This window comes from Pseudomonas allii (assembly GCF_055380095.1).
On record NZ_AP039450.1, the window covers coordinates 4,494,057 to 4,519,047 of the forward strand.

General features: G+C 60.9%; 25 protein-coding genes, 4 tRNA genes and 1 riboswitch. Of the genes, 7 read left to right on the forward strand and 22 right to left on the reverse strand.

From position 1 onward, the window contains the following. Positions 1-3: 3 nt before the first annotated feature. From ACZ445_RS20485 to uvrB, 12 genes are all read right to left on the reverse strand, one after another. On the reverse strand, positions 4-1,302 hold the full coding sequence (locus tag ACZ445_RS20485) for a hypothetical protein (protein WP_058426891.1): 1,299 nt from the start codon (positions 1,300-1,302) through the stop codon (positions 4-6). 134 nt (positions 1,303-1,436) lie between these two features. Continuing rightward, positions 1,437-2,663 carry a hypothetical protein gene (locus tag ACZ445_RS20490; protein WP_058426892.1) on the reverse strand — a complete coding sequence of 409 codons (1,227 nt, stop codon included), beginning with the start codon at positions 2,661-2,663 and terminating at the stop codon, positions 1,437-1,439. Between the two features lie 555 nt (positions 2,664-3,218). After that, on the reverse strand, positions 3,219-4,178 hold the full coding sequence (locus ACZ445_RS20495; protein WP_179029469.1) for a tRNA dihydrouridine synthase: 960 nt from the start codon (positions 4,176-4,178) through the stop codon (positions 3,219-3,221). A 55-nt stretch (positions 4,179-4,233) separates the two neighbouring features. Continuing rightward, the gene (locus tag ACZ445_RS20500; RefSeq protein ID WP_058426894.1) at positions 4,234-4,668 is read right to left on the reverse strand and encodes an acyl-CoA thioesterase; all 435 of its coding nucleotides are present in this window, start codon (positions 4,666-4,668) and stop codon (positions 4,234-4,236) included. A 40-nt stretch (positions 4,669-4,708) separates the two neighbouring features. Next, positions 4,709-5,542, reverse strand: coding sequence for an alpha/beta hydrolase (locus ACZ445_RS20505; protein ID WP_058426895.1), 834 nt, complete (start codon positions 5,540-5,542; stop codon positions 4,709-4,711). A gap of 14 nt (positions 5,543-5,556) precedes the next feature. Then, complete coding sequence (locus ACZ445_RS20510) at positions 5,557-6,096, reverse strand: TetR/AcrR family transcriptional regulator (protein ID WP_058426896.1); 540 nt, start codon at positions 6,094-6,096, stop codon at positions 5,557-5,559. A 181-nt stretch (positions 6,097-6,277) separates the two neighbouring features. Continuing rightward, positions 6,278-6,353: transfer RNA gene (locus tag ACZ445_RS20515), tRNA-Glu, on the reverse strand. 77 nt (positions 6,354-6,430) lie between these two features. Beyond that, a tRNA-Ala gene (locus ACZ445_RS20520) sits at positions 6,431-6,506 on the reverse strand. Between the two features lie 50 nt (positions 6,507-6,556). Then, a tRNA-Glu gene (locus ACZ445_RS20525) sits at positions 6,557-6,632 on the reverse strand. A gap of 78 nt (positions 6,633-6,710) precedes the next feature. After that, a tRNA-Ala gene (locus ACZ445_RS20530) sits at positions 6,711-6,786 on the reverse strand. A 147-nt stretch (positions 6,787-6,933) separates the two neighbouring features. After that, entirely contained in the window at positions 6,934-8,415 is a 1,482-nt protein-coding gene (gene gltX, locus ACZ445_RS20535; protein WP_058427800.1) for a glutamate--tRNA ligase, read from the reverse strand. A gap of 175 nt (positions 8,416-8,590) precedes the next feature. Next, on the reverse strand, positions 8,591-10,606 hold the full coding sequence (uvrB, locus tag ACZ445_RS20540; protein WP_028617131.1) for an excinuclease ABC subunit UvrB: 2,016 nt from the start codon (positions 10,604-10,606) through the stop codon (positions 8,591-8,593). A gap of 343 nt (positions 10,607-10,949) precedes the next feature. Between uvrB and ACZ445_RS20545 the strand changes: the two genes are divergently transcribed. Together ACZ445_RS20545 and ACZ445_RS20550 are read left to right on the forward strand one after the other, a co-directional pair. Continuing rightward, complete coding sequence (locus tag ACZ445_RS20545) at positions 10,950-12,146, forward strand: amino acid aminotransferase (protein WP_179029891.1); 1,197 nt, start codon at positions 10,950-10,952, stop codon at positions 12,144-12,146. 100 nt (positions 12,147-12,246) lie between these two features. Then, positions 12,247-12,456 carry a hypothetical protein gene (locus ACZ445_RS20550; protein WP_058427802.1) on the forward strand — a complete coding sequence of 70 codons (210 nt, stop codon included), beginning with the start codon at positions 12,247-12,249 and terminating at the stop codon, positions 12,454-12,456. 90 nt (positions 12,457-12,546) lie between these two features. Here the strand turns inward: ACZ445_RS20550 and ptrR are convergent, their stop codons facing one another. After that, a complete protein-coding gene (ptrR, locus tag ACZ445_RS20555) occupies positions 12,547-13,449 on the reverse strand; it encodes a putrescine utilization regulator PtrR (RefSeq protein ID WP_058427803.1) in 903 nt (300 codons plus the stop codon). Positions 13,450-13,552: 103 nt separating this feature from the next. Here ptrR and ACZ445_RS20560 point away from each other — a divergent pair, with 103 nt between their 5' ends. Next, the gene (locus ACZ445_RS20560) at positions 13,553-14,935 is read left to right on the forward strand and encodes an aldehyde dehydrogenase family protein (RefSeq protein ID WP_310864157.1); all 1,383 of its coding nucleotides are present in this window, start codon (positions 13,553-13,555) and stop codon (positions 14,933-14,935) included. Between the two features lie 194 nt (positions 14,936-15,129). On the opposite strand, the gene ACZ445_RS20565 is transcribed toward ACZ445_RS20560, so the two are convergent. Together ACZ445_RS20565 and ACZ445_RS20570 are read right to left on the reverse strand one after the other, a co-directional pair. Then, positions 15,130-15,435, reverse strand: a complete 306-nt coding sequence (locus ACZ445_RS20565) for a protealysin inhibitor emfourin (protein WP_058427817.1) — start codon at positions 15,433-15,435, stop codon at positions 15,130-15,132. Between the two features lie 14 nt (positions 15,436-15,449). Beyond that, positions 15,450-16,511: a M4 family metallopeptidase gene (locus ACZ445_RS20570; protein WP_179030275.1), complete on the reverse strand. Its 1,062-nt coding sequence runs from the start codon at positions 16,509-16,511 to the stop codon at positions 15,450-15,452. Positions 16,512-16,641: 130 nt separating this feature from the next. Between ACZ445_RS20570 and ACZ445_RS20575 the strand changes: the two genes are divergently transcribed. Further along, positions 16,642-17,568 carry a DNA/RNA non-specific endonuclease gene (locus tag ACZ445_RS20575; RefSeq protein ID WP_310864156.1) on the forward strand — a complete coding sequence of 309 codons (927 nt, stop codon included), beginning with the start codon at positions 16,642-16,644 and terminating at the stop codon, positions 17,566-17,568. 282 nt (positions 17,569-17,850) lie between these two features. On the opposite strand, the gene ACZ445_RS20580 is transcribed toward ACZ445_RS20575, so the two are convergent. Beyond that, the gene (locus ACZ445_RS20580; RefSeq protein ID WP_058427810.1) at positions 17,851-18,294 is read right to left on the reverse strand and encodes a hypothetical protein; all 444 of its coding nucleotides are present in this window, start codon (positions 18,292-18,294) and stop codon (positions 17,851-17,853) included. Between the two features lie 103 nt (positions 18,295-18,397). Further along, positions 18,398-18,592, forward strand: a riboswitch (cobalamin riboswitch). Between the two features lie 102 nt (positions 18,593-18,694). Here ACZ445_RS20580 and ACZ445_RS20585 point away from each other — a divergent pair. From ACZ445_RS20585 to ACZ445_RS20595, 3 genes are read left to right on the forward strand one after another with little or no spacing between them, the layout of a single operon-like run. Continuing rightward, on the forward strand, positions 18,695-19,705 hold the full coding sequence (locus ACZ445_RS20585) for an ABC transporter substrate-binding protein (RefSeq protein WP_058427811.1): 1,011 nt from the start codon (positions 18,695-18,697) through the stop codon (positions 19,703-19,705). Continuing rightward, entirely contained in the window at positions 19,702-20,706 is a 1,005-nt protein-coding gene (locus ACZ445_RS20590; protein WP_179040914.1) for a FecCD family ABC transporter permease, read from the forward strand. The genes ACZ445_RS20585 and ACZ445_RS20590 overlap by 4 nt, the downstream gene beginning before the upstream one ends. After that, positions 20,703-21,467 carry an ABC transporter ATP-binding protein gene (locus ACZ445_RS20595; RefSeq protein WP_310864155.1) on the forward strand — a complete coding sequence of 255 codons (765 nt, stop codon included), beginning with the start codon at positions 20,703-20,705 and terminating at the stop codon, positions 21,465-21,467. Before ACZ445_RS20590 ends, ACZ445_RS20595 begins: the two co-directional genes overlap by 4 nt. A 210-nt stretch (positions 21,468-21,677) precedes the next feature. Here ACZ445_RS20595 and ACZ445_RS20600 read toward each other — a convergent pair whose 3' ends face one another. The 6 genes from ACZ445_RS20600 to ACZ445_RS20625 form a co-directional block, all read right to left on the reverse strand. Continuing rightward, positions 21,678-22,175 (reverse strand): GNAT family N-acetyltransferase, encoded by a 498-nt coding sequence (locus ACZ445_RS20600; RefSeq protein WP_310864154.1) that lies wholly within the window; start codon positions 22,173-22,175, stop codon positions 21,678-21,680. Next, entirely contained in the window at positions 22,172-22,396 is a 225-nt protein-coding gene (locus ACZ445_RS20605; RefSeq protein WP_058425616.1) for a hypothetical protein, read from the reverse strand. The genes ACZ445_RS20600 and ACZ445_RS20605 overlap by 4 nt, the downstream gene beginning before the upstream one ends. A gap of 57 nt (positions 22,397-22,453) precedes the next feature. After that, complete coding sequence (locus ACZ445_RS20610) at positions 22,454-22,849, reverse strand: GNAT family N-acetyltransferase (protein ID WP_310864153.1); 396 nt, start codon at positions 22,847-22,849, stop codon at positions 22,454-22,456. 104 nt (positions 22,850-22,953) lie between these two features. After that, positions 22,954-23,898, reverse strand: a complete 945-nt coding sequence (locus ACZ445_RS20615) for an alpha/beta hydrolase fold domain-containing protein (protein WP_058425617.1) — start codon at positions 23,896-23,898, stop codon at positions 22,954-22,956. Further along, a complete protein-coding gene (gene tspO, locus ACZ445_RS20620) occupies positions 23,898-24,338 on the reverse strand; it encodes a tryptophan-rich sensory protein TspO (RefSeq protein ID WP_058425618.1) in 441 nt (146 codons plus the stop codon). The genes ACZ445_RS20615 and tspO overlap by 1 nt, the downstream gene beginning before the upstream one ends. 64 nt (positions 24,339-24,402) lie before the next feature. Beyond that, the gene (locus ACZ445_RS20625) at positions 24,403-24,963 is read right to left on the reverse strand and encodes a nucleotidyltransferase family protein (protein WP_058425619.1); all 561 of its coding nucleotides are present in this window, start codon (positions 24,961-24,963) and stop codon (positions 24,403-24,405) included. Between the last annotated feature and the right edge of the window lie 28 nt (positions 24,964-24,991).

Below are 24,991 nucleotides of genomic sequence, written 5' to 3' on the forward strand. Positions count from 1 at the left end.
CCCTCACACCAACTTCAATGCCCACATTGATCTACCGGACCACCCCGATGACATCAAGCCGAGCTTTTGGCCGAACATGTCCACCGAGCCGTTTATTGCCAGCACCGAGTGCAAATTGTCAGCGAGAGTGCCAATGGCACCGCCGGCCAACTCTTGCGCACTGCTCTGCCGCACATGGGCAATCAACCCCAATCTGCGCAACGCCTGGCCTGGCGCTTCTCCGTCGTTCAACGAGTGCATGGCGTCTTCGAAACTGCGACCGGCACGCATATCGTTGTTTTCCAGTTGCGCACGCTTGGCGCTCACAGCGTACAAAAAGTTGGCGTCGTCCTTGAGCGCCTGGTCAGAACCGTTCAGGTTCGACCCCTGCGCAGCTTTGCGCCGCTCGTCATGGCTGAGAAACAGCTTGAAGCCGTCACGCATGATCACCTCAAAACCATCCAGTACAGCACTGATGTTTTTGTAAATGCCTGCGGGATTCTGACCAAACCTCATCATCGCGGCCTTGATCGCCGATACCGTGACGCAATTGCCCTCGGCCCCCTGATAAAAGCCGCCCCATATATCCTTGGGTTTCATACCGACTGGCAGCTGTGAAACAACCGTGTCATTGCTGACAGGCGGAACCGTTTCGGGCCGGGGTTTGCTGTTGAACAGGCGGTAGCCGTAACCTCGGTCAACACGGCGCCTTTCGGTGTAGTCGTGCACGATCCCACCGAGGACAAACGCACTGCCTCGGTTATGCGTCTCAAGCACTCCCGCCACCCCATCCCCGACCATCTGATGAGCCGGAACATATTGCGACAGCCCGTACAAGCCCATGCCCCGCAGGCACCGCAGGGTCGTCTCACCCTGCAAGGTATCAGCCAAGGCGCCGTCGAAACTGTGATAGCCGCCCGTAATCTGCTTGCGCTTGACATAGGCGGCAAGCGCGACGTTGGCGCTGTCGACGGCGCCACTGTCCGCACCGGTGAAGCGGGAAGCGCGGCTTGTCTGTTCAAGTTCATGCTGGGAAATCACCACCTTGAACTCGTCTTTCATGGTGATGGCGTACCCCCCGGCAACCGGCGCGAATCGGGCAAACATATCTTTCGGACTTGACCCAAAGGTTGCCATCATCATCTTGATAACCGCCGCATGGGTGCTGGTATCAAAATTCTCGCCAAAATGACGCCGAGAAGCTTCAAAGCCGACGCCCTTTGTGGTCGGTTTGGCAACCGCCTTTTCCGTAGCGTGGGTAACGTGCCTGTGGTCCGGTGAATTCCCCCAACCGACAGGAGGAGCAAAAACAGCAAAGGTCATAAACCCTCCGAAACCAAATTGATTGAGTGGAAAAACCCCAACCAGCCCTCCCCAATCGCACCTGTGATCGGGGAGGCTGGATCCCTCATCAAGCTTTTAAGACGAGCCAGCTGACATCAAGACTGGTCTGCAGCTCAGGCCCGTACCCCTTCCAATCGAGGATTCATGACCCTGCGAGGGGGGGTGGGGGTTTTCACTTCTACAGTTGGCTCTGCATCGACCTTGTCCGAAGGTTGTGGCTCTGGAGTGTGCGGCGTCTGTATCTTCGGCTCAGTCTCGACCTTTACCTCGACCTTTTGCTCCGGAGTGGCCTGCGTCTGTACCTTCGGCTCTGCACCGACCGCTACCTCAGCCTTTTGCTCCTCGTTCGACTCGCTATTCACCCTGGCTTCAGTACCCACTCTCGCCTCTGCCTTCAACTCAGAAATGGTCTTTACTTCCGCCTCCGGCTGCGTATCCAGCGCCACACGCGTCGACTGCCTCGGGGTAATGTCACGGATTGTTACTGGTTGGTTCTCCCCGCAACCCTCGGAACTAATCCGCACGTTGACACCGGCCTCCACACGTACCCTGAACTCTTTACCTTCCTCAGCTGTAACGCTCACTTGCGTACTGCCATCCGGCATAACCTGCACCTGGGCATCAACACCCGACGTGCCCAACTGCGCGTCACCACCAACTTTCCCCTGAACACTATTTCCGACAGTCTCTGCCGACGAACTATTGCTAAAACCCGTGATTTTCATGTGCGCGCCGCCACTCGCGTCAGCCTTGACATTACCGTCCTTGCCCACAGTGACTGTCGCCGCTTTATTATCGCCTGTGGTTTTAACTTGCACGGCGCCGTCAGCACCCACACTGACTTTAGCCTCCTTATCCACAGTGACTGTCGATTTAGTACTATCGCCAGCAATCTTAATTTGCGTGGAGCGGTCTGCATTGATACTCACGTCCGCAATGCCGCCGGAGACCTGCTCACCTTTCCTGGCAAAAGGTGACGGCTTCCCTTTGGAATTCAACCCGCCCTCCACGGACACTTCAACATCACTCTCCGCCTTTGCTGCATGTGGTACTACCGTCGCGGCGTGAGAACTGAATCCCCTGCCGGACAACAGGCTGCGCATGGCTTTGAAGACCAGATCAAACATCTCAAATAATTTTTCCAGTGCATCAGAGTTAACGGAAACTTCCTTTGCCCCCGTTAAAGTTTGATTAACGTCTCGTGCAGCCCCTTTAATACCAAGATCCGTAGCGAGCGTGCTGACGCGCTCGACATCTTTCACCAGACCAGTAGAACTTTGGCTTGCCGATTGGAGTTCCGAAAAAAAAGCCTTAGGCGTGCCAAGCGATACATTGGACATCTTGTAACCTCATGATTAGCTATGTGCTGCCTCGAAGCATTTGGAAACTCGGACAGCAATTAATATAAAACTGGAAACAATCATCATCTCGCAGTCCCTATTTTCGTGGACCAAAACGCGATCAAGTTCCAATAATCCGACTTCACATAAGGCAAACAAAATTTAAAATCAGATTTTAGCCTATGGCTATTTGAGGAAACGCTCTAAACCCACTGCGCCAACGAACGCCGCATGGACAAACAAGGTAACAACCAAGCCTAAATCGAAAACAATGAAACCATTAACCCCCAACAAAACCCAACACTTATGCTAATTGCGCACAAGCACGCATCAGAAAAAAATCAAATTGCGTTTACCTTGGAAAATTAAAGCAGCAATCAAATAACTGCATACATTCACGCTCCCCCAATCAGCATCAGTAAACATGAATGCGCTTCCCCTTCAGGCCCCGGAACACTCACTTAAACAGCGCACAAAAAAAGGCGCCAAGGGCGCCCACTCATCGATGCTTTTGTAAACTTATTAAATATGAACGCTATTCTTCAGCGCCGTCACTCACTGCGTGTCTCCCGGCACCATACCGAGCAAACGACTCACTTGGGCCAACTCGGTTTCCCGGCGCATGGCCGTAAACAGCTCCACCGCTTCCGGATAGTTGCGCGTCAGCATCGCCAGCCATTGCTTCAAACGACCTGGTGCCTGACGCTCGGTCAGTTGCGCCACCGACTGGGCCCAGAAGTCCTGGAGCATGGGCTGCATCTGCGCCCAGGTCATTTCAACCACCTCCTCACCCGCACGCGCCGCAACGATCTGCCGCGCCAGGTCCGGGCGCGCCACCAAGCCACGGCCCAGCATGATGTGTTCGGCACCGCTGATTTCGCGGCAACGCTTCCAGTCTTCGACGCTCCAGATATCGCCATTGGCGAACACCGGCACCTTGACCACATCCTGCACCCGCGGAATCCATTCCCAGTGCGCGGGCGGCTTGTAGCCATCCGTCTTGGTACGCGCATGCACCACGATATGCGCCGCACCACCTTCGGCCAACGCGGTGGCACAGACCAGGGCGCCGTCCGGGCTGTCGAAACCCAGGCGCATCTTGGCCGTCACCGGGATGTGCGCCGGCACAGCACGGCGTACGTGCTCGACGATCTGGTTGAGCAACTCCGGCTCCTTGAGCAGCACCGCACCGCCACGGGACTTGTTGACGGTCTTGGCCGGGCAGCCGAAGTTGAGGTCGATGACCTGCGAACCGAGCTCACAGGCCAGGGCAGCGTTTTCCGCCAGGCACACCGGGTCGGAGCCGAGCAACTGCACGCGCAGCGGCACACCGGCAGCAGTGTGGGCACCGTGCAGCAGTTCCGGGGCGAGTTTGTGGAAATACGCGGGGGTCAGCAGGCGGTCATTGACGCGGATGAACTCGGTCACGCACCAGTCGATACCGCCGACGCGGGTCAGCACGTCCCGCAGGATGTTGTCGACCAACCCCTCCATGGGCGCCAAAGCAATTTGCATGGAAAACACTCAACAAAAATCGTGGCGCAGTTTACTGGGTTTCCCACAGCAACCGTTAACCCCCTGTCAGGGCGGGGCCATAACCGTCGAGGAATTCAGCCGGCATGCGCTTGGGCTTGCCGGAAGACAACTCAATGCAGACGAAGGTGGTTTGCGCACGTAACAGGGTCGCGCCGTCGCGGGGGCGGACCAGCTGGAAGCGCCGGGTCATTTTCAGGCGCTGGTCCCAGTCGACGATCCAGGTGGCCAGTTGCAGCTCGTCGCCTTCATAACCGGCGGCCAGGTAGTCGATCTCATGGCGCACCACCGCCATGGCACGGTCCAGCCGGCGATATTCGCTCAGGTCCAGGCCCAGCCGCTGGGAGTGGCGCCAGGCGCAGCGCTCCAGCCAGGACACGTACACCGCGTTATTGGCGTGCCCCAAGCCGTCGATGTCTTCAGTGGCGACCTGCAGATCGATGATAAACGGCGTTGCCAAATCCCAGCCCATGCCTTGCTCCCAGTCGATTAATGTCGGCGGGGAGAGTGTATCAGGCGGTTTGCCGCTCCTGTAAACGAGCGCCGGCCAGCAAGGCCAGCACACCATCGATCACGCGCGGATCGGCCAGGACTTTCTGGTGACCGCCCTGCTCCAGGCGCAACAGGCGACTGTCGAACCAGGCTTCGTGAATGGCCTGGGAGGCTTTGACCGGAACGAAGGTATCGTCTTCGGCGTGCACGATCAGGCCCGGGATATTCATCTGGTAGTGGGCCACGTCCAAGTGCTTGAGCGGCATACCGAAGGTCAACTCGACCTCCTGGATAAACGCCGAACGTGCCCGCGCCGGCAACCCGACCATCTTGGTAAAGCCGCGCAATACATCCAGAAACCGTGAGGGTGCAGCAATGCTCACCAACGCCTCAGTGCGCAGCCCCAACTGCACCGCCAACATCGCACTGGCACCGCCCATGGAGTGGCCGATCACGGCGTGCAGCGGCGGCAACTCGGCGGCAGCTTCAAGCATGGCGCGGGCAAACAGCAGCACATGGGCTTCACGCCCCGGCGAACGGCCATGGGCAGGACCATCAAGGGCAATCACCGAGTAGCCGTTATCGACCAATGCGCTGATCAGGCTGGCAAACTGGGTAGGTCGGCCTTCCCAACCGTGCATCAACAACACGGCAGGCCCCTGACCCCAGCGCAGCGCGGACAAGCCGAAGCGCAAGGTGATGCGCTCCGATTGCGCCAGCAGCGGCAGTTCCCAGTCACGTAGCGGCAGGTCGCGGGGCGTCATGAAGGCGCGACGCATGCGGTTGGCCACCGTTTGTGGTGCCAGGTGCCCCAGCGTGCCGTTGAAGCGACGAATCCAGGTGAGCGTGCCCATCATGCAGCCCTCTTCTAGCGCACGGCCGACTTGGCGGCGCGCAACACACGGTCAGACAACTCGCCCGGTCCCAACGCGCGGGCCAGGGCCAGGCCACCGATCATCAGCGCCATGTCAGCCAGGGCTTTGTCGGTGTCCTCGGGGCTGGCAGCCAACTGAGCGGCCATCAGCTCACAGTGCTCATTCAGTGCCTGGCGGAACTCATCCGGCAGGCGGCTCATTTCGCCGACCGTGGCGGGAATCGGGCAGGCCTGGGCGGTGGAGTCGCGGTGCTTGCGCGACAGGTAGAACGCCGCCACCAGGCTTCTGCGCTCCTCTCCGGTCAGCTGTGAGTCCATGTCATCAATCGACGCACGACGCTTGGCCAGCAACTGAGTGAAGGCCTCCAGCATCAATGCATCCTTGCTTTCGAAGTGCGCATAGAAACCACCGACCGTCAGCCCCGCCGCGCCCATCACTTCGCCCACACTCGGTTCAGCCGGGCCACGCTGGATCAGCGCGGCGCTGGCGGCCTGCAAAATGCGTTCGCGGGTTTGCGCTTTTTTATCGCTCATCATTGCCTCCGATGTTCATGGGTTGAATATTATTACCATAATAATATTTGGCAAGCGACAGGCATGACCGCTGGTCAGAAGAAAAAGCAAGGAGGGGAAAAGAATTGGCCAAACGCCAGACAAACAAAAGGGCCATTCAATAATTGAATGACCCTTAAAAATCCCGCAGAGCGGGTAATCGTGGCGTCCCCTAGGGGACTCGAACCCCTGTTACCGCCGTGAAAGGGCGGTGTCCTAGGCCACTAGACGAAGGGGACACAAACCTTCTGTACTCTGATCAGGCTGAGACTGATCGATCCAAGGACGGTGTGGCCGGAACCTTGGAACTGTAAATTGGTGGAGCTAAACGGGATCGAACCGTTGACCTCTTGCATGCCATGCAAGCGCTCTCCCAGCTGAGCTATAGCCCCTGATTTTTCGTCTCGCGACGCAGCAGCCCTTTCGAACTGCTTTGTGAAACTGGCGTCCCCTAGGGGACTCGAACCCCTGTTACCGCCGTGAAAGGGCGGTGTCCTAGGCCACTAGACGAAGGGGACAAAACCTTCTGTACATCTGATCAGCGCTGAGAACTGATCGATTCAAGGACGGTGTGGCCAGACCTTGAACCTGTAAATTGGTGGAGCTAAACGGGATCGAACCGTTGACCTCTTGCATGCCATGCAAGCGCTCTCCCAGCTGAGCTATAGCCCCTCATCGGTGAGGACGGGGCGAATCTTAATGGCGGTTTGGAAGTGTGTCAAATTTATTTTCAACAATTTCCAAAATTTTTTGCCGGGATAACAATCACTTACCGGCGAAACCCCGGAAAACCGGGGTTTCGTCGTTTCAACCGCTTGCTCAGGCGATGGCGCCCAGCAGCTTTTCCCACTCTTTGTTTTCTTTCTTCGATACACCACCAAGCAAATCAAGGGCTTGGCGCAGACGGAAACGGGTCAGGTCCGGACCGAGGATTTCCATCGCATCAAGCACCGACACCGAACTGGCCTGCCCGGTGATCGCGGCAAACATCAGCGGCATGGCGTCGCGTAGCTTCAATTCGAGGGACTCCACCACCGCCTGGATCGTCGCAGTGATCGCATCCTTCTCCCACTGGCGCAGGCTTTCGAGCTTCCACAGGATCAACTGCATCAGCTGGCGAACCTGGTCACCCGAAAGTTTCTTGGATTCAAACAACTTGGCATCCGGGTTCACGCCCCCGGCAAAGAAGAAGCTGGCCAACGGTGCGACCTGGCTGAACGTCTCCACCCTGCCCTGCACCAGCGGCGCAATCTTCATCATGTACTCAGGGTTCAACGCCCACTGCTGCACACGGCTGGCGAACTCTTCCACCGGCAGATCGCGCAACCACTGGCCGTTGAGCCACGACAGCTTCTCGATGTCGAAGATCGGCCCGCCCAGCGACACACGCGACAGGTCGAAATTATCGACCATTTCCTGCAGCGAGAACTTTTCGCGCTCGTCCGGCATCGACCAGCCCATACGGCCCAGGTAGTTGAGCATCGCTTCCGGCATGAAGCCCATGCGCTCATAGAAGGTCACCGAGGTCGGGTTCTTGCGCTTGGACAGCTTGCTCTTGTCCGGGTTACGCAGCAGCGGCATGTAGCACAGCTGCGGTTGTTCCCAGCCGAAGTACTCGTAGAGCAGGATCAGCTTCGGCGCCGACGGCAGCCATTCTTCGCCGCGCAATACGTGAGTGATGCCCATCAGATGGTCGTCGACCACGTTCGCCAGGAAGTACGTCGGCAGGCCGTCGGTCTTCATCAGCACTTGCATGTCCATGCGGTCCCACGGGATCTCGACGTCACCGCGCAGCATGTCCGGCACCACGCACACGCCTTCGCTCGGCACCTTCATGCGGATCACGTGAGGCTCGCCCGCAGCCAGGCGACGGGCCACTTCTTCTTTCGACAGCAGCAGCGCGCGGCCATCGTAGCGCGGGGTTTCGCCGCGGGCCTGTTGCTCGGCGCGCATCTGGTCCAGTTCTTCGGCGGTGCAGAAGCACGGGAACGCATGGCCCATGTCGACCAGTTGCTGGGTGTACTGCTTGTAGATGTCGCTGCGCTCACTCTGGCGATACGGGCCGTGCGGACCGCCGACATCCGGGCCTTCCGCCCAGGTAATGCCCAGCCAGCGCAAGGCGTCGAAAATCTGCTGTTCCGACTCGCGGGTGGAGCGCAGTTGGTCGGTGTCTTCGATCCGCAGGATGAACTCACCGCCGTGCTGCTTGGCAAAGCAGTAGTTGAACAAGGCGATGTAAGCAGTGCCGACGTGGGGATCCCCAGTAGGCGATGGCGCGATGCGCGTGCGGACGGTGGTCATGGCAGGTCTCGAATGGGCGATAAAACTGAAAATTGAAACAAGGGGCGAATGGTAACAGCCTGGGGGATTTCTGGAAAACCGAGGCGCGGCTATCGGGGCAAGCCCCCTCCCACAGTCGATATGTGAACACCGTCAAATGTGGGAGGGGGCTTGCCCCCGATGAAACCACCACCAATCAAACGGCCAGCAAGCGCTCCCGCAACTTGCCAATCTCATCCCGCGTCTGCGCCGCCGCCTCGAACTCCAGGTCCCGCGCCAACTGGTACATCTTCTCTTCCAGTTGCCGGATCCGCTTGGTGATCTCACTCGGCGAGCGCAGTTCGTTCTCGTACTTGGCGCTCTCCTCGGCAGCCTTGGCCATGCCCTTGCGCTTCTTGCTGCGAGAGCCCGGCACAGTGGCGCCTTCCATGATGTCGGCGACGTCCTTGAACACGCCCTTGGGCGTGATGCCATTTTCCAGGTTGAACGCGATCTGCTTGTCGCGCCGGCGCTGGGTCTCGCCGATCGCCCGCTCCATGGAACCGGTGATGCGGTCGGCGTACAGGATCGCCCGGCCATTGAGGTTACGCGCGGCGCGGCCGATGGTCTGGATCAGCGAGCGCTCGGAACGCAAAAAGCCTTCTTTGTCGGCATCTAGGATCGCCACCAGCGACACCTCCGGCATGTCCAAACCTTCACGCAGCAGGTTGATGCCCACCAGCACATCGAAGGTGCCCAAGCGCAGGTCGCGGATGATCTCCACGCGCTCCACGGTGTCGATGTCCGAGTGCAGGTAGCGCACGCGCACGCCATGGTCGGCCAGGTAGTCGGTCAAGTCTTCGGACATGCGCTTGGTCAGCGTGGTGACCAGCACCCGCTCTTCCAGCGCCACGCGCTTGGTGATTTCCGAGAGCAAATCGTCGACCTGGGTCAACGCCGGGCGGATTTCGATTTCCGGGTCGACCAGGCCGGTCGGGCGCACCAGTTGCTCGATCACACGGCCCGCATGCTCGGCCTCGTAGTTACCGGGCGTGGCGGACACAAAAATAGTCTGCGGGCTGATGGCTTCCCACTCATCAAAGCGCATCGGCCGGTTATCCAGCGCCGACGGCAGGCGGAAACCGTACTCCACCAAGGTCTCTTTACGCGACCGGTCGCCCTTATACATCGCGCCGACCTGCGGCACGCTGACGTGGGATTCGTCGATCACCAGCAGCGCATCCGGCGGCAGGTAATCGTAGAGGGTCGGCGGCGGCGCACCGGACTCGCGGCCCGACAGGTAGCGCGAGTAGTTTTCGATACCGTTGCAGTAGCCCAGCTCCAGGATCATCTCCAGGTCAAAGCGCGTACGCTGTTCCAGGCGCTGGGCTTCGACCAGCTTGTTGTTGGACCGCAGGTATTCCAGGCGCTCGGCCAGCTCGACCTTGATGCCCTCGATGGCGCCCATCAGGGTTTCACGCGGGGTTACGTAGTGGCTTTTCGGATAGAAGGTGAAGCGCGGCAGCTTGCGGATCACCTCGCCGGTCAACGGGTCGAAGGCCGACAGGCTCTCGACTTCATCGTCGAACAGCTCGATGCGGATCGCTTCCAGATCGGATTCGGCCGGGTAGATATCGATCACATCGCCGCGCACCCGGAAGGTCGCGCGGGCGAAGTCCATGTCGTTGCGGGTGTATTGCAGGCTGGCCAGGCGGCGCAGCAGTTCGCGCTGGTCCAGTTTGTCGCCGCGATCGACGTGCAACACCATCTTCAAATAGGTTTCCGGGCTGCCCAGGCCGTAGATGCACGACACTGTGGTGACGATGATCGCGTCCTTGCGCTCCAGCAGCGCCTTGGTCGCCGACAGCCGCATCTGCTCGATGTGGTCGTTAATCGACGCATCCTTCTCGATAAAGGTATCGGAGGATGGCACGTAGGCTTCGGGCTGGTAGTAGTCGTAGTAGGAAACGAAGTACTCCACCGCGTTATTCGGGAAGAACGCCTTGAACTCGCCGTAGAGCTGCGCGGCCAGGGTCTTGTTCGGCGCGAGCACCAGGGTAGGACGATTGATCTGCGCGATCACGTTGGCGATGCTGAAGGTCTTGCCCGAACCAGTCACCCCGAGCAGCGTCTGGTGGGCCAGGCCGGCTTCGATGCCTTCGACCATCTGGCGAATGGCTTCCGGCTGATCGCCAGCGGGTTCAAAACGGGTGACGAGTTGGAAATCCGACATAACGTACCTCGTGTAGTCACCCCAGACTCGAAACCGCCAGGGACGAAATAGCTCAGCAACCCGCGAATGATTATCGCAGGTTGCAGGAAAAAACCATGATAGCTGTAGAAGTGGTGCCGAATGTGACGGGTTTCAAGACCATCGTCCTACGTGCCGTGCCGGATCAATGTTGCAATAAGACTAACGGTCAGCAAATAAACCGAAAAACTTGGCCGAAAAGCCATTTCGGCTGTCGCCCTCGGCAGTGATGGCCTCTATACTAGCTCCCCGTTTGTGCACCGCTCTAGTGCATTCGGCTGGAGCGCGACACGTCCCTCCTACCCCCCATAGAGCTGCCGCAAAAATGAGCCTGTTCTCCGCTGTCGAAATGGCACCACGCGATCCTATCCTGGGCCTCAACGAAGCATTCAACGCCGATACACGAACCACCAAGGTCAACCTTGGCGTGGGCGTTTACTGCAACGAGGAGGGGAAGATTCCACTCTTGCGTGCCGTTGCCGAAGCGGAAGCCATTCGCGTGGCGCAACACGCCGCCCGTGGCTACCTGCCGATCGATGGCATCGCGGCCTACGACAAGGCCGTGCAAACCCTGCTGTTCGGCGCGCAATCGCCACTGCTCAGCGCTGGCCGCGTCACCACCGTACAAGCGGTCGGCGGCACTGGCGCGCTGAAGCTGGGGGCTGACTTCCTCAAGCAACTGCTGCCCAACGCCGTCGTCGCCATCAGCGACCCGAGCTGGGAAAACCACCGTGCCCTGTTCGAAACCGCCGGTTTCCCGGTGCAGAACTACCGCTACTATGACGCCGCCACCCACGACGTGAACCGTGCCGGCCTGCTCGAAGACCTCAACGCCCTGCCGCCGCAATCCATCGTGGTGCTGCACGCCTGCTGCCACAACCCGACAGGCGTCGACCTGAGCCCGGCCGACTGGCAGAACGTGCTGGACGTGGTCAAGGCCAAGAACCTGGTGCCGTTCCTCGACATGGCCTACCAGGGCTTTGGCGACGGCATCCACGAAGACGCCGCCGCCGTGCGACTGTTCGCTGAATCGGGCCTGACCTTCTTTGTGTCCAGCTCGTTCTCCAAGTCGTTCTCCCTATACGGCGAACGTGTGGGCGCACTGTCCATCGTCGGCGAGTCCAAGGAAGAAAGCGCGCGCATCCTGTCCCAGGTCAAGCGTGTGATCCGCACCAACTACTCCAACCCGCCCACCCATGGCGCGGCGATTGTGGCCGCAGTGCTGAACAGCCCTGAGCTGCGCGCCCAGTGGGAAGCCGAACTGGCCGAAATGCGCCTGCGCATCCGTGGCATGCGTGAGCAGATGGTCGCCACCCTGGCCAAGGCTGCTCCGGAGCACGACTTCAGCTTCGTCGGCCGCCAGCGCGGGATGTTCTCCTACTCCGGCCTGACCGTTGAGCAAGTCACCCGCCTGCGCAGCGAATTCGGCATCTACGCCCTGGATACCGGGCGTATCTGTGTGGCGGCGTTGAACCAGTCGAACATTGATGCAGTCACAAAGGCAATCGTTCAGGTGCTGTAAACCTGTAGCCGTTGCACCAGAAGGGGAAGCCAATGGCTTCCCCTTTTTCGTCTCCAGCCCCTAGACTGAACCTCGACCGCCCCTTTGCTGTGAGTACCTTATGAGAAACGATGACCTGGACCTGCGTGCCGACCGCGACGAGCTGGACCACTTCACCCCCCGCGCACCGCAAGTAAAGCGCCAGAAGAGCCTGGTGCTGCAAGTGGCACTGGGTGTGTTCCTAGGTGGCCTGGCGTTATGGTTGGTGCAGCTGGGCGCAACGGCACTGATGGCAAAACTGGCCATGGGCACCCTGCAATTTGGCGGCTGATACAGATCAAAATGCGGGAGGGGCGGTGCGACGATTCGACTTGCCCCCGATGGCGGTGGCTCAGACACAGATGTAGTGACTGGCACACTGCTATCGGGAGCAAGTCGAATCGTCGCACCGCCCCTCCCACATTTGATTGCGTTCCTCCAGCAACTTTACGAAGCTGTTCAGGCTCTGCGACACCGTCCCCCGCCGCCAGATCAGCCAGGTGTGCAGAACCCGGAAGTTATCCGTCAGCGGCCACACACTCACCGCCGCCGACCCCGGCATGCTCTCCAGCATGCTGCGGGGCATCAGCGCCAGCCCGGCGCCGGCGCTGACACAGGCGAGCATGCCGTGGTAGGACTCGATCTCGAAGATCTTGCCCGGCACCGCGCCATCCTGTGAAAACCAGCGTTCAAAATGGTGTCGATATGAGCAGTTGGAGCGGAAGGTGTAGATGTTCTCGCCATTCACATCCTGGCCGCGCTTGATCGGCGCATGATGCAGCGGCGCAATCACCACCATCTCCTCCTCAAACACCGCCACTCCCTCCAGCGTGGCATGCAGCACCGGCCCGTCGACAAACGCCGCCGCCAAGCGTCCCGACAACACGCCTTCGATCATCGTGCCCGACGGTCCGGTGCTCAGGTCCAGCTCGACCTTGGTGTGCTTCTGGTTGTACGCCGCGAGCAACGCCGGGATACGCACCGCCGCCGTGCTTTCCAGCGAACCGAGGGCAAACGCGCCCTGGGGCTCCTCCCCCGCCACCGTCGCACGGGCTTCCTGCACCAGGTCGAGGATGCGCCGCGCGTAGACGAGGAAATTCCAGCCCGCCGGCGACAGGCGCAAGCGGCTTTTCTCGCGGATAAACAATTCCACACCCAGGTCCTGCTCCAGTTGCTTGATACGCGTGGTCAGGTTCGACGGCACACGGTGAATCAACTGCGCGGCGGCGCTGATGCTGCCTTGCTCGGCAACGGCCTTGAAGATTTCCAGCTGCACCAGGTCCAAGTCATTCTCCAATCGTGAATGTATTGCTTAATATTATTCAGTTTCCAGAAAAGATCTAGCCCCGTAGGCTGAACCCAATCTCATCATTCAGCAGGACGGTGCCATGAACGCGACGACCCACGCCCTCTCGATCAACCCGGCCACCGGCGAAACGGTTGGCAGCTACCCATATGAAACCGCGCAGCAACTGGACGCCGCGCTCGAGCGCGCCACCCTCGCCTTCCGCACCTGGCGCCGCCAGCCGGTCAGCCAGCGCGCCGAGTTGCTGCTGAGCCTGGCCAGCGCCCTGCGCGAACAAGCCGAAGACATGGCGCAGATGATCACCCTGGAAATGGGCAAACCCATCGCCCAGGCCCGTGCCGAAATTGAAAAATGCGCGCAACTCAGCGAATGGTACGCCGCCCACGGCCCGGCCATGCTCGCCCCGGAACCGACCCTGGTGGACAACGGCAGCGCCCAGATCGAATACCGCCCGCTGGGCCCGATCTTCGCGGTGATGCCGTGGAACTTCCCGGTCTGGCAAGTACTGCGCGGCGCCGTGCCGACCATGCTGGCCGGCAACACCTACGTGCTCAAGCATGCGCCGAATGTGATGGGCAGCGCTTACCTGATCCAGCAGGCGTTTCGCAAAGCCGGTTTCGCCGGAGGCCTGTTTGAAGTGGTCAACGTGACCAACGACGGTGTGTCCAAGGCCATCGCCGACCCACGCATCGCCGCCGTCACCCTCACCGGCAGCGTGCGCGCCGGTATCGCCATCGGCTCCCAGGCCGGCGCCGCGTTGAAAAAATGCGTGCTGGAACTGGGCGGCTCCGACCCGTTCATCGTGCTCAACGACGCCGACATCGATGCCGCCGTGCAAGCCGCGCTGATCGGCCGTTTCCAGAACAGCGGCCAGGTCTGCGCCGCCGCCAAGCGCCTGATCATCGAGCAAGGCGTGGTGGAAGCCTTCACCGCCAAATTCCTCGAAGCCAGCCGCGCCATGGTGATGGGCGACCCGACTTCAGCCACCACCTACATCGGCCCGATGGCCCGCTTCGACCTGCGCGACGAGTTGCACGGCCAGGTCCAGGCCACCCTGGAAGAAGGTGCGACCCTGCTGCTGGGCGGCCATAAAGTACCCGGTGCCGGCAATTACTATGCGCCGACCGTACTGGCCAACGTTACCGACCAGATGACCTCGTTCAAACAGGAACTGTTCGGCCCCGTGGCCTCGATCATCACCGCCCGCGACGCCGACCATGCGGTGGCCCTGGCGAATGACAGCGAGTTCGGCCTTACCGCGAGCATCTTCACCAGCGACCCGGCGAAGGCGCGGGACATCGCCAATCAGCTGGAAACCGGCGGCATCTTCGTCAATGCCTTCAGTGTTTCAGACCCACGGGTGGCGTTTGGTGGGATCAAGAAAAGTGGCTTCGGGCGTGAGTTGTCGCACTTCGGCGTCCGCGAGTTCTGCAATGCCCAAACCGTGTGGCTGGATCGCACATAAATCAGAGCAGCGCCTGACCCGTGGCGAGCGGGCTTGCCCCGCGTTGGGCTGCGAAGCGCCCCTGATGAAGACGCATGCGCTGTATCAGGCACACCTGGGCGCCTGGTGTCGGGGCTGCTGCGCAGCCCAACGCGGGGCAAGCCCGCTCACCACAGGAGTGCGGTCGCCTGAGGAATGCGGTCGCCTGAAAGTGTTTATGCACGAATATGACGCCGCACACACTGCACCAACCCCTCCAGCGCCTGCGACTTCACTGGCGCGAGCACACAGACCGTGTGTTCGCGCTGGTCCTCCTTCACCGTCAGGGTGTAATGCACCTGGCCCGGGTTACCCGGCGCGGGTTCACTGCTTTGCGGCAGCTGAAAGAAGTCGCACGCCGCGACCAACTGCCGCAACTCCTGCTGGTCCTGCTCGGGCAGGCTGTCCAGTTCAACCGTACGCGGCTTGGCCAGGCCCGGAAAAAAAGCAGGCCCGCCGTTTTCCTTCAGCGAAATTTGCATGGTTGCTCCTCACGTCAGACCGAAATACCGACCGCCTTCCAGCCCTCCTTGACCGCCTTTTGCTCATCCTTGTTCGCGCCATACAGGCGACCGGCAACATCGTAGGTAATGCGCGCAAAGCGCAAAAACCCCGAGTTCGGCCGCAACCGCGCATCGCGCAATGCGTCGTACCAGATGCGCCCGGCACGTTCCCAGGCAAACCCGCCGATTTTCGTCGCCACCTGGTAGAACGCGTGGTTGGGGATGCCAGAATTGATATGCACCCCGCCATTGTCCTCATAGGTCTGCACAAAATCATCCATGTGCCCGGGCTGAGGGTCCTTGCCCAGCAGCTTGTCGTCAAACGCGGTGCCGGGGGCTTTCATCGAGCGCAGCGCAACGCCTTTGATCTTCTTGGTAAACAGCCCTTTGCCGATCAGCCAATCGGCGTCCTCGGCCTTTTGCTTCAACGCATACTGCTTGATCAACGAACCGAACACGTCCGACAGCGACTCGTTCAACGCACCGGACTGATTGAAATACATCAGCTTGGCCTCATCCTCGGTGACACCGTGGGCCAGTTCATGGCCAATCACGTCGAGGGCTACCGTAAAGCGGTTGAACAACTCGCCGTCCCCATCACCGAACACCATCTGGGTCGAGTTCCAGAACGCATTGTTGTAGTTCTGGCCAAAGTGCACGGTAGCGTCCAGCGCCATGCCGGCATCGTCGATGGAGTTGCGGTCGAACACCTGATCGAAAAAGTCGAAGGTGGCACCCAGCCCATCATAGGCCTCGTCCACCGCAGCGTCGCCACTGACGGGCTGGCCTTCGCCACGGATCAGTTTGCCCGGCAGGCTGTCGCTGCCCTCGGCGCTGTAGATCGAACGCCGTTTGTCGGCGCCCATGGCCAGCGCCAGGTGCGCCGGGCCCTTGGCGGGCACCGCGACCATGCGCAGCGAGCGGAAGGTGCTGTCCTTGGCGCGGGTACGCAGCGCGACATCCCGTTGCGCTTTGTCGCCGTTGCGCGCGATCTGGTCGAGCATATACGGCGGGATCAGGCAGAAAATCGGGTTGCGGTGATGGCGATCACACATGGGCTGGCTCCTTGTTGGCGTGTGCTGAACGTCCGGGTGACCGTTTGAGGATAGCCCCCAGGGGTTGGTGCGCATGATCAATTGTCATTAACCTATGTTGCAGTCGTGTTTATCCAAGGAGGACTGACCGATGCCCGCACGTAAAACCAAAATCGACCTCGCCTACCGCCCCCGGCTCGCCGACCTGCGCCCGTTGATCGCGCCGAGCCCCACGCTGCTGAAGGCCAGGGCAGCGACACCCCGCGTCACCCCGGCCAAAGACTTGAAGGACCGGCGCGGTTACGCAGATGACTTTCTTGGCAGCTTCGGGGTGCCCTGGCCCACACTGGAGGAGGCGTTGACGAGCGATGCCCAGAAGCGCCTGGACTACACGCACTTCTCCATCACGATGTCACGTGCCAAGCGCCTCGCGCTGTATGTGGGCGTCAACATCGACGGCGGCCAGCATGTGGACATCATCCGAAGCAACGACACCTGGGCCTACGATGGCCGCCTGCCGGTCGACGCCCAAGTCGGCGAAGCGCTCTACGCCAGCAATGGCCTCGATCGCGGCCACCTGGTGCGCCGCCAGGACCCCAATTGGGGCGATGTGGCGCAAACCGCCAACCTCGACACCTTCCACTTCACCAACTGCTCACCGCAGATGAGCGGGTTCAACCAGAAGACCTGGCTGGAACTCGAAGACTACATCCTCGACAACACCCAGCGCTGGAAAGCCCGGGCCACGGTGTTCAGCGGCCCGGTGTTCGCCGACGACGACCGCGTGTACCGGGGCGTGCAGATCCCCAAGGCGTTCTGGAAAGTGGTCGCCTACCTCAGCGATGACGGCAAGCCTTCGGCCAGCGCCTACATGATCGATCAGAGCCGCGAACTGGGCCAGTTGGAGCTGGTGTTCGGCCAGCTGCGCACCTACCAGCGCAGTGTGATCCAGATCGAGCGCCTGACCGGCATCCGCTTCGGCAACCTGGCCGACTACGACGGCTTCAGCAACGAAGAACGCGCCACCGGCACGCGGATTGAAGCGCTGATCCAGGGGCCTGAAGACATTCGTCTCTGACCAACGCTTCACAGGTTGATCCGCGTTGACAACCGACACTCACCACGACGCGAAGCGAGCCGCTCTTGATCTGGCTGATACGATTCCATCAAGGGTGAGCACTGCAACTGTGGCGAGCGGGCTTGTCCCGCGTTGGGTTGCGAAGCGACCCTGGAAGGAGGAATGCCGTGAGTCAGGCACTCTTCAGTCGCAGGTTTTGGGGGCTGCTGCGCAGCCCAACGCGGGACAAGCCCGCTCGCCACAGGTCCGGCGCCGTACTCAGGCGAGTCAACGGGCTAGCCATCATTGCGCATTGATGTAATGAAACTGCGCCTGCGTTTTCTCGACTGTCGCACGCACGGCGTCTTTCTGCGCCTCAGTGCCTGAGTAGTAAATCTGCATACCCTTTAAGTTTTGCCCTTCGACTGCTTTGCCGATCACCGCAACATCAACCGGCGTGCTAGCACCGATAATCAAAAAGAACACATCGCCCAAGCGTTTGGCATCGAGCAGCTCTGCCCTGAGGTGCGCGGCATTTTGCTCACCCGCCATGGAAATCGCCAGGGTATCGCCGAACATACCGCTTTTGGGGATGCTCATCGTATGCAGCCGGAGCTTGTCCGACCCAGCCGGCATCGACTTGACATAGGCGGAGGCGGCCTCATCAAGAATCTGCTTTTCAGATTTACCCTGGGTGGCACAACCGACGAGAGCGGCGGCGAGGGCGAGCGCGACGAATAATTTCACTGTCTATTCCTTATGATAAAGCGATCCATGGGCTGCGCATCATAGGAGCCCCACCTTCAAAGCGCCACCGCTGGTTTCACGGCCTCCCGCTCGACCGCGTGATCGACTACCATACCGCGCCGGTTCCCAAACGGGACTAATAGGGAATACGAGGCGCGGTACACCCGCGCCAATCGGAACTGCCCCCGCAACTGTAGGTGCTGAGCCTGCTCCTCGATGCCACTGGACCTCGTCCGGGAAGGCTGGAGCGTGGCGACGACGCATCAGTCAGGAGACCTGCCGGCCCAAGCTCAATCACTAACCGGCGGGGTGTCCGGGAAGGACATTCTTGCCTGTCGCGCCCCCGGCGCCCGAGAGTGAATTTCCGAATGGCACGTACGCTTCACTCGGAGATCGCCCCATGCTGCCACGCGTTATCGCCCTGCTTACAGGTGTTGGCTTCTGTGCCCTGGCCCACGCCGCGCCCACTCACTACCCGCTGACCGTGGAAAACTGCGGCAGCCCGATCACCTTCCCGCAAGCCCCCGCCCGCAGCGTGACCATCGGCCAGGCCGCCACCGAGATGCTCTACGCCCTGGGCGTCGGCGATAAAGTGGTGGGCACCTCGCTGTGGTTCAACAGCGTGTTGCCGCAGTACAAGGCGCAGAACGACAACATCGAGCGTTTGGCCAACAACGAGCCGAGCTTCGAAGCGGTGATCGCCAAGCGTCCGCAACTGGTGGCCGCCGAGCTGGAATGGGTGGTGGGGCCGCAAGGCGTGGTCGGCACCCGCGAGCAGTTCCATGAACTGAAGATTCCCACCTACCTGCTACCCTCCGACTGCGAAGGCAAGGACAACCTGGTGGGCGCCGATGGCACGCGGCTGGAACCGTTTCGCATCGAGACCATTTATAAAAGCATCAGCCAACTGGCGCAGATCTTCGATGTACAGGATCGCGGCCAGCAGTTGAACGATGAACTCAAGGCGCGTCTGGCCAAGTCCGTCGCCACCGTGCAGGGCAAAGGCCTCAAGCAGGCCAGCGCGCTGGTGTGGTTCTCCAGTGCCGAGATGGCCAGCGACCCGTACGTGGCTGGCCACAAGGGTATCCCCGAATTCATGCTGCAAACCCTGGGCGTTTCCAACGTGGTGCAGTCGGATGAAGAGTGGCCAGCCGTGGGTTGGGAAACCATCGCCAAGGCCAACCCGACCTTCCTCGTCATCGCCCGCATGGACCGCCGCCGCTACCCGGCCGACGACCATGAAAAGAAACTCGCCTTCCTGCGTAGCGACCCGGTCACGCGCAACATGGACGCGGTGAAAAACAACCGCATCATCATCCTCGACGCCTTGGCGTTGCAGGCCAGCATCCGCATGTTCGACGGCCTTGAACAACTGGCCACGGCCATCGACGGCTACGACCTGCCAAAATGATGCGCACCCTGCTCGCCCTGGCCCTGCTCCTGGTTGCCGTGCTCGCCGGCGTGGCCATCGGCGAAACCGCCATCTCGCCACAGGTGGTGCTCAAGGTACTCGCCAACAAACTGTGGGCCGCCGGCTACGTGCTCGACCCCATCGATGAAGGCGTGGTGTGGAATTACCGCCTCACCCGCGCCCTGGTCGCCGCCGCCTGCGGTGCCGGGCTGGCGACCTGCGGGGTGATCCTGCAATCGCTGTTGCGCAACCCGCTGGCCGATCCCTACCTGCTGGGCATCAGCGCCGGCGCTTCGACCGGTGCGGTGCTGGTGGCGTTGATGGGGGTGGGCGGCGGTTTGATTTCGTTGTCGGCGGGCGCATTTGTCGGCGCGATGGCGGCGTTTGCCCTGGTGATCCTGTTGGCACGGGCCAGCGGTTCGGCCAGCGGCACCGGGCAGATCATCCTCGCCGGCATTGCCGGCTCGCAATTGTTCAATGCGCTCACCGCGTTCCTGATCACCAAGTCGGCCAGTTCCGAACAGGCCCGCGGCATTATGTTCTGGCTGCTCGGCAACCTCAGCGGCGTGCGCTGGCCCTCGGTGTGGCTGGCGGTGCCGGTGGCGGTCGTCGGCTTGGCCGTGTGCCTGTGGCACCGCCGGGCGCTGGATGCGTTTACCTTTGGCAGCGACTCGGCGGCGTCCCTTGGCATCCCGGTGCGTCGCGTGCAGTTTGTGCTGGTGGGCTGCGCGGCGCTGGTGACGGCGGTGATGGTGTCGATTGTCGGCTCTATCGGCTTTGTCGGGCTGGTGATTCCCCATGCCGTGCGCCTGTTGCTTGGCACCGGGCATTCGCGGCTGTTGCCCGCCAGCGCGTTGGGTGGCGCGTTGTTTCTGATCGCGGCGGACGTGCTGTCGCGCACGCTGATCAAGGGCCAGGTGATTCCGGTCGGTGTGGTCACCGCGCTGGTCGGTGCGCCGGTGTTTGCGCTGATCCTGATCGGCCGGAGGAATGCGCGATGAGCGTATTGAGCTGCCGCGGGCTGGGCTTCAAGGTGCGCGAGGCCGAGTTGCTGCGGGATATTCATCTGGACGTGCAGTTGGGTGAAACCCTGGGGATTGTCGGACCGAACGGTTCCGGCAAATCCACCTTGCTCAAGCTGCTCGCCGGCTTGCGTGCTCCGGCGTGCGGCGAAGTGCTGCTGGGCGGCCAGCGCCTGGGCACGCTGTCCCGCCGCGCCATCGCCCAGCAACTGGCGGTGGTGGAGCAACAGGCCGACACCGACGACGCCATCCGCGTGTTCGACGCCGTGGCCCTGGGCCGTACGCCGTGGTTGTCGGCATTAAGCCCGTGGTCCGTTGAAGACGACGCCATCGTGAAGCAAGCCCTGCACGACGTCGACGCCATCCACCTGGGCCACCGCGCCTGGCGCAGCCTCTCGGGCGGTGAACGCCAACGCGTGCACATCGCCCGTGCATTGGCGCAACGGCCGCAGATTCTGTTGCTGGATGAGCCAACCAACCACCTGGATATCCAGCATCAGTTGGCGATCTTGAAGGGTGTGCAGGCGCTGCCCGTGACGACCTTGATTGCGTTGCATGACCTTAACCAGGCGCTGACCTGTGACCGCCTGGCGGTGCTGGATCGCGGGAGGTTGGTGGCCCTGGGCAAACCGCTGCAAGTGCTGACGCCGCAGCGCTTGCAGGAGACGTTCGGGGTGCAGGCGCATTACCTGACGGACCCGTTTGATGGGGCGCAGATCCTGCGGCTGCGCCCGGCTTAATGCTGGAATAGCGGTTTATCGTGGCGAGCGGGCTTGCCCCGCGCTGGGCTGCGAAGCAGCCCCAATAAAGCCGCTGCATTCCTCCAGGTCGAACCGAGGCGCAGGGTTTCAGGGCTGCTTCGCAGCCCAACGCGGGGCAAGCCCGCTCGCCACATTAAGCCCGCTCGCCATAACAAGCCCACTTGCCACAAAAGCCCGCTCGCCACAGGTCTATAGGGACCGCTGCATATGCGTCGTCCGCCAGGCCGGGTCTGCTTCCACATCCACCACCTCAAACCCCTGCCGAACCCAGAACTCAATCGCCCCCGGCAAAAACGGGTGGGTATGCAGGTACATCACCTCAACCTCATCCGCCTGCGCCAGCGCTTCCAACGCACGATACAACTGCCCCGCCAAGCCAAAACGGCGAAACCCTGGCGCTACGAACAAGCGCACCACTTCCACCGTCTTGCGGCCCTGGTAATTCAGCTGCGGGAAACGCCCGTCATAGGGCAGATAGCCAATGGCAGCGACGATCTGGCCCTCATCACGTGCGATCAGAAATCGTCCATCGCCGTGCAGATAGATCGCCTCGAAACGCGCCAAGTCCGTCGGCATCCCCGTCGCTCTGAGCTTGGGGAAAAGCTCGGCACGGGCTTGCAACACGAACCTCAATACCTCAGGGATATCCGCCGCAGTGGCCACCTGAATGATCGGGCGTGAACTCATGCAACGGCTATCTGCGTAATCCCCACCACCTGCGCTTGCTCCAGAATTTCATCCGGGCTGGCATCCGCGGGCGGCAGGATCAAGCCATTCTCGGCGTCGCCAAAATGCAGCTGTAGCAGGTGCAATGCCGCTTCATGCACCGGCAATTGGGGTTGCTTGAGTTCGAACACATGGGTGCGGGACTCATTGTTGAACAAGTAATCGAGGGTGTATTCGCGCATGGGGAGTCCTTTTTAGAGAATAAGAGCAACCGAACAACCTGACTAATCGATCAAGTTTTAAGTTCCCAATTCATTTGCGCGCTCATAGCGAAGGTAACCATGGGCGTCTGTCCCCACCGCGATAAACCCTGCACATTCATACATCAGCCGGGCAGGTTTGTCTGGGCGCACGCTTAAACTCAGGTGAGTGCAGCCGCTGCCCCGCGCCGCAACCCCATAAGCCTGCAGTAATGCCCGACCTATCCCGTTGCGCCGATAAGCTTCGCTGACGTTGATCGTGTACAGCTCGGCAAAACTGTCCTCGGGTCTCCATAGCGAATACCCGACAAATTGACCGTCGAGCACCGCTACAGTGAGCAGCTCGAAGTTATCGACCCACAAAGCGAGGTTGCGCTCCACCTGCGAGCGCCAGCCGGCTTCCTGGGTGGGCTCCCACCGTTGGATGTAGGCCAACTCCCCTCGGTAGATTGACGGGAGGTCAGTGACAATCGCCGGGCGTAGGCTAAGTGAGTTCACAGGCACGTTTTTTCCTTGGCGCTGTATTGAAAGGCGAAAGATTAATCGGACGATGGAAGGTTGAGTACTTCCCCGTTCATCCGCTGGCTTATCCACTCACGGCTATAGGCAAGCACTTGCGTCCCCATCACCACCGGAAAATGAATAAACCCATGCGCCGCCTCCGGCAACAGATGCGCCTCTGCCCCCGGCCAACGCTCAGCCATCAACAACGTGTCATCCTTCAACGGGTCCAACTCCCCCACAAACATCAACGCCGGTGGCAGGCCTTCGAAGTCGCCATACAACGGCGATAACGGCGGTTGCCGACGCTCATCATCGCTCAGGCCCGGTGTCAGCATGCTCAGCGCTTCGACCATGCCAGGGCCGTCCAGCAGCAATGTTTGCGGCCCCGCCGCACGTACGCTCGGGGTGCCGGTCAAGTCGTACACGCCGTAATACAACACCGCCCCGCACACGCGCTGGAGCAGTTGCGGCCATTGCTTCAACGCCAGCAACGTCGCCGCCGCCAAGTGCCCGCCGGCCGATTCGCCGACCACGATCACCGGCAGCCCGGCAAACTCATCGGTCGTGAGCAACCAACGCGCCGCCGCCAGGCAGTCGTCCATCAGCCCTTGCACCGGCGTGTCGACCGCCAGCCGATAATCCACCGACACCACCGCCACCTCGCAGGCGTGGACCATGCCCAGGTTGAGGTCGTCATCCATCTGCGCATTGCCGATCACCCAGCCGCCACCGTGGATATCCAGCACCACGCCCTTGGGCTTGCCGCTTGGCCGCAGGATGCGCACGGGTACGGAGTCGACCACTTTGCATTCAGCCGCCGGCGCTTTCTTGAGCATTTGGCTGGTGCGCAACAGCGCCTGGATCAGGCGCGGTGTGACGCGATTACGGATTTTGAAGCGAGGCATCCAGGCAAGCTTCTGGTTGAAGCGGCGCATCTCGGCCAGTTCCGGCTCACTGGCGGGCCAGGTTTTATGGGCCATCAACGGTTATTCCGCAGGATCGAGAAGTTCAACGCCGCCGCCACGCACAGCCACGCCAGGTAGGGGAACAGGATCAAGCCGGTGATCAAATCCAGCTGCACCGCCAGTACCACCATGGTCGCCACGGTCAGCCATAGCACCGCGAGAATCACCATCCCGGCCAGAAGCCGATGGGCACCGAAGAACACCGGCGTCCACAAGGTGTTCAGCGCAATCTGCGCGGCCCATAAGGCCAAAACCGTTTGGCTGCCTGGGATAAAGCTCAGGCGATAACCAGCCCAAGCCAGCAACAGATAGATAACCGTCCACGCCACCGGGAACAGCCAGTTGGGTGGGGTGAAGCTGGGTTTGACCAGGGAGTCGTACCAGGCGCCGGGCTTGAAGATGATGCCGGTACTGGCAGCGGCGGCGCAGGCGAGCAGGAAGATGAAGAAGGTCATGGGCGGTCCTTGGCTGGGTATTTCAACTTTGACGCGTAGGACGCGGGTAAAAGTTCACTGCGATTCAGGGCATCACGATGTTCAGCCAAGGCCAGCGCGCCTGATAACTGCGGGCCTTCTGCACAAACAACGCCGGCTCCGGATGCAGCGGGTTGATGCGCAACACGCCCTGCTCCACATCCTCCAGCCCATACGGCGCATACACCTCGCCCGTGGCAATCTCCAGGCCGATGCATGTGCCCGCCACCAGGTAACGATCAATCCCCTGCCTGGCCGTGTGCAACTGCGGGTAAGGCCGGCCAAAGCGCTCGCCGTACCACAGATGAACCCGCGCCTGGTTCTTCACCTCGACATTGACGCCCAGGTCCCCGAACAACCGCTCGGCCGCACGGATCACTGCGTCTTCAGCCTCGTAGGACAGGTCCGTATCGAAGTAGAAAACGTCGTAGTCCTTTACGCCCTGGGCCGCCGGTAAATTCGACTGATGATTCCACACCGCCTGGAACAGGCAGCCCGCCGTGAGGAAGCATTGGTCCACACCCAGATCGGGCAGGCGCGCGGTGATTTCGGCGTTGATGGGGTTGGCCATCGCCAGGTTGAGCAGGGTTTCGACAGTCAATGTCATGGGCTCTCCGTTATCCGTGACGCGCTCG

What these genes read in the sequence shown, in the direction of transcription:
- ACZ445_RS20485 (WP_058426891.1), bottom strand. Translation starts at nt 1,302, where the DNA reads ATGACCTTTGCTGTTTTTGCTCCTCCTGTCGGTTGGGGGAATTCACCG.
- ACZ445_RS20490 (WP_058426892.1), bottom strand. Translation starts at nt 2,663, where the DNA reads ATGTCCAATGTATCGCTTGGCACGCCTAAGGCTTTTTTTTCGGAACTC.
- ACZ445_RS20495 (WP_179029469.1), bottom strand. Translation starts at nt 4,178, where the DNA reads ATGCAAATTGCTTTGGCGCCCATGGAGGGGTTGGTCGACAACATCCTG.
- ACZ445_RS20500 (WP_058426894.1), bottom strand. Translation starts at nt 4,668, where the DNA reads ATGGGCTGGGATTTGGCAACGCCGTTTATCATCGATCTGCAGGTCGCC.
- ACZ445_RS20505 (WP_058426895.1), bottom strand. Translation starts at nt 5,542, where the DNA reads ATGGGCACGCTCACCTGGATTCGTCGCTTCAACGGCACGCTGGGGCAC.
- ACZ445_RS20510 (WP_058426896.1), bottom strand. Translation starts at nt 6,096, where the DNA reads ATGAGCGATAAAAAAGCGCAAACCCGCGAACGCATTTTGCAGGCCGCC.
- gltX (WP_058427800.1), bottom strand. Translation starts at nt 8,415, where the DNA reads ATGACCACCGTCCGCACGCGCATCGCGCCATCGCCTACTGGGGATCCC.
- uvrB (WP_028617131.1), bottom strand. Translation starts at nt 10,606, where the DNA reads ATGTCGGATTTCCAACTCGTCACCCGTTTTGAACCCGCTGGCGATCAG.
- ACZ445_RS20545 (WP_179029891.1), top strand. Translation starts at nt 10,950, where the DNA reads ATGAGCCTGTTCTCCGCTGTCGAAATGGCACCACGCGATCCTATCCTG.
- ACZ445_RS20550 (WP_058427802.1), top strand. Translation starts at nt 12,247, where the DNA reads ATGAGAAACGATGACCTGGACCTGCGTGCCGACCGCGACGAGCTGGAC.
- ACZ445_RS20560 (WP_310864157.1), top strand. Translation starts at nt 13,553, where the DNA reads ATGAACGCGACGACCCACGCCCTCTCGATCAACCCGGCCACCGGCGAA.
- ACZ445_RS20565 (WP_058427817.1), bottom strand. Translation starts at nt 15,435, where the DNA reads ATGCAAATTTCGCTGAAGGAAAACGGCGGGCCTGCTTTTTTTCCGGGC.
- ACZ445_RS20570 (WP_179030275.1), bottom strand. Translation starts at nt 16,511, where the DNA reads ATGTGTGATCGCCATCACCGCAACCCGATTTTCTGCCTGATCCCGCCG.
- ACZ445_RS20575 (WP_310864156.1), top strand. Translation starts at nt 16,642, where the DNA reads ATGCCCGCACGTAAAACCAAAATCGACCTCGCCTACCGCCCCCGGCTC.
- ACZ445_RS20585 (WP_058427811.1), top strand. Translation starts at nt 18,695, where the DNA reads ATGCTGCCACGCGTTATCGCCCTGCTTACAGGTGTTGGCTTCTGTGCC.
- ACZ445_RS20590 (WP_179040914.1), top strand. Translation starts at nt 19,702, where the DNA reads ATGATGCGCACCCTGCTCGCCCTGGCCCTGCTCCTGGTTGCCGTGCTC.
- ACZ445_RS20595 (WP_310864155.1), top strand. Translation starts at nt 20,703, where the DNA reads ATGAGCGTATTGAGCTGCCGCGGGCTGGGCTTCAAGGTGCGCGAGGCC.
- ACZ445_RS20600 (WP_310864154.1), bottom strand. Translation starts at nt 22,175, where the DNA reads ATGAGTTCACGCCCGATCATTCAGGTGGCCACTGCGGCGGATATCCCT.
- ACZ445_RS20605 (WP_058425616.1), bottom strand. Translation starts at nt 22,396, where the DNA reads ATGCGCGAATACACCCTCGATTACTTGTTCAACAATGAGTCCCGCACC.
- ACZ445_RS20615 (WP_058425617.1), bottom strand. Translation starts at nt 23,898, where the DNA reads ATGGCCCATAAAACCTGGCCCGCCAGTGAGCCGGAACTGGCCGAGATG.
- tspO (WP_058425618.1), bottom strand. Translation starts at nt 24,338, where the DNA reads ATGACCTTCTTCATCTTCCTGCTCGCCTGCGCCGCCGCTGCCAGTACC.
- ACZ445_RS20625 (WP_058425619.1), bottom strand. Translation starts at nt 24,963, where the DNA reads ATGACATTGACTGTCGAAACCCTGCTCAACCTGGCGATGGCCAACCCC.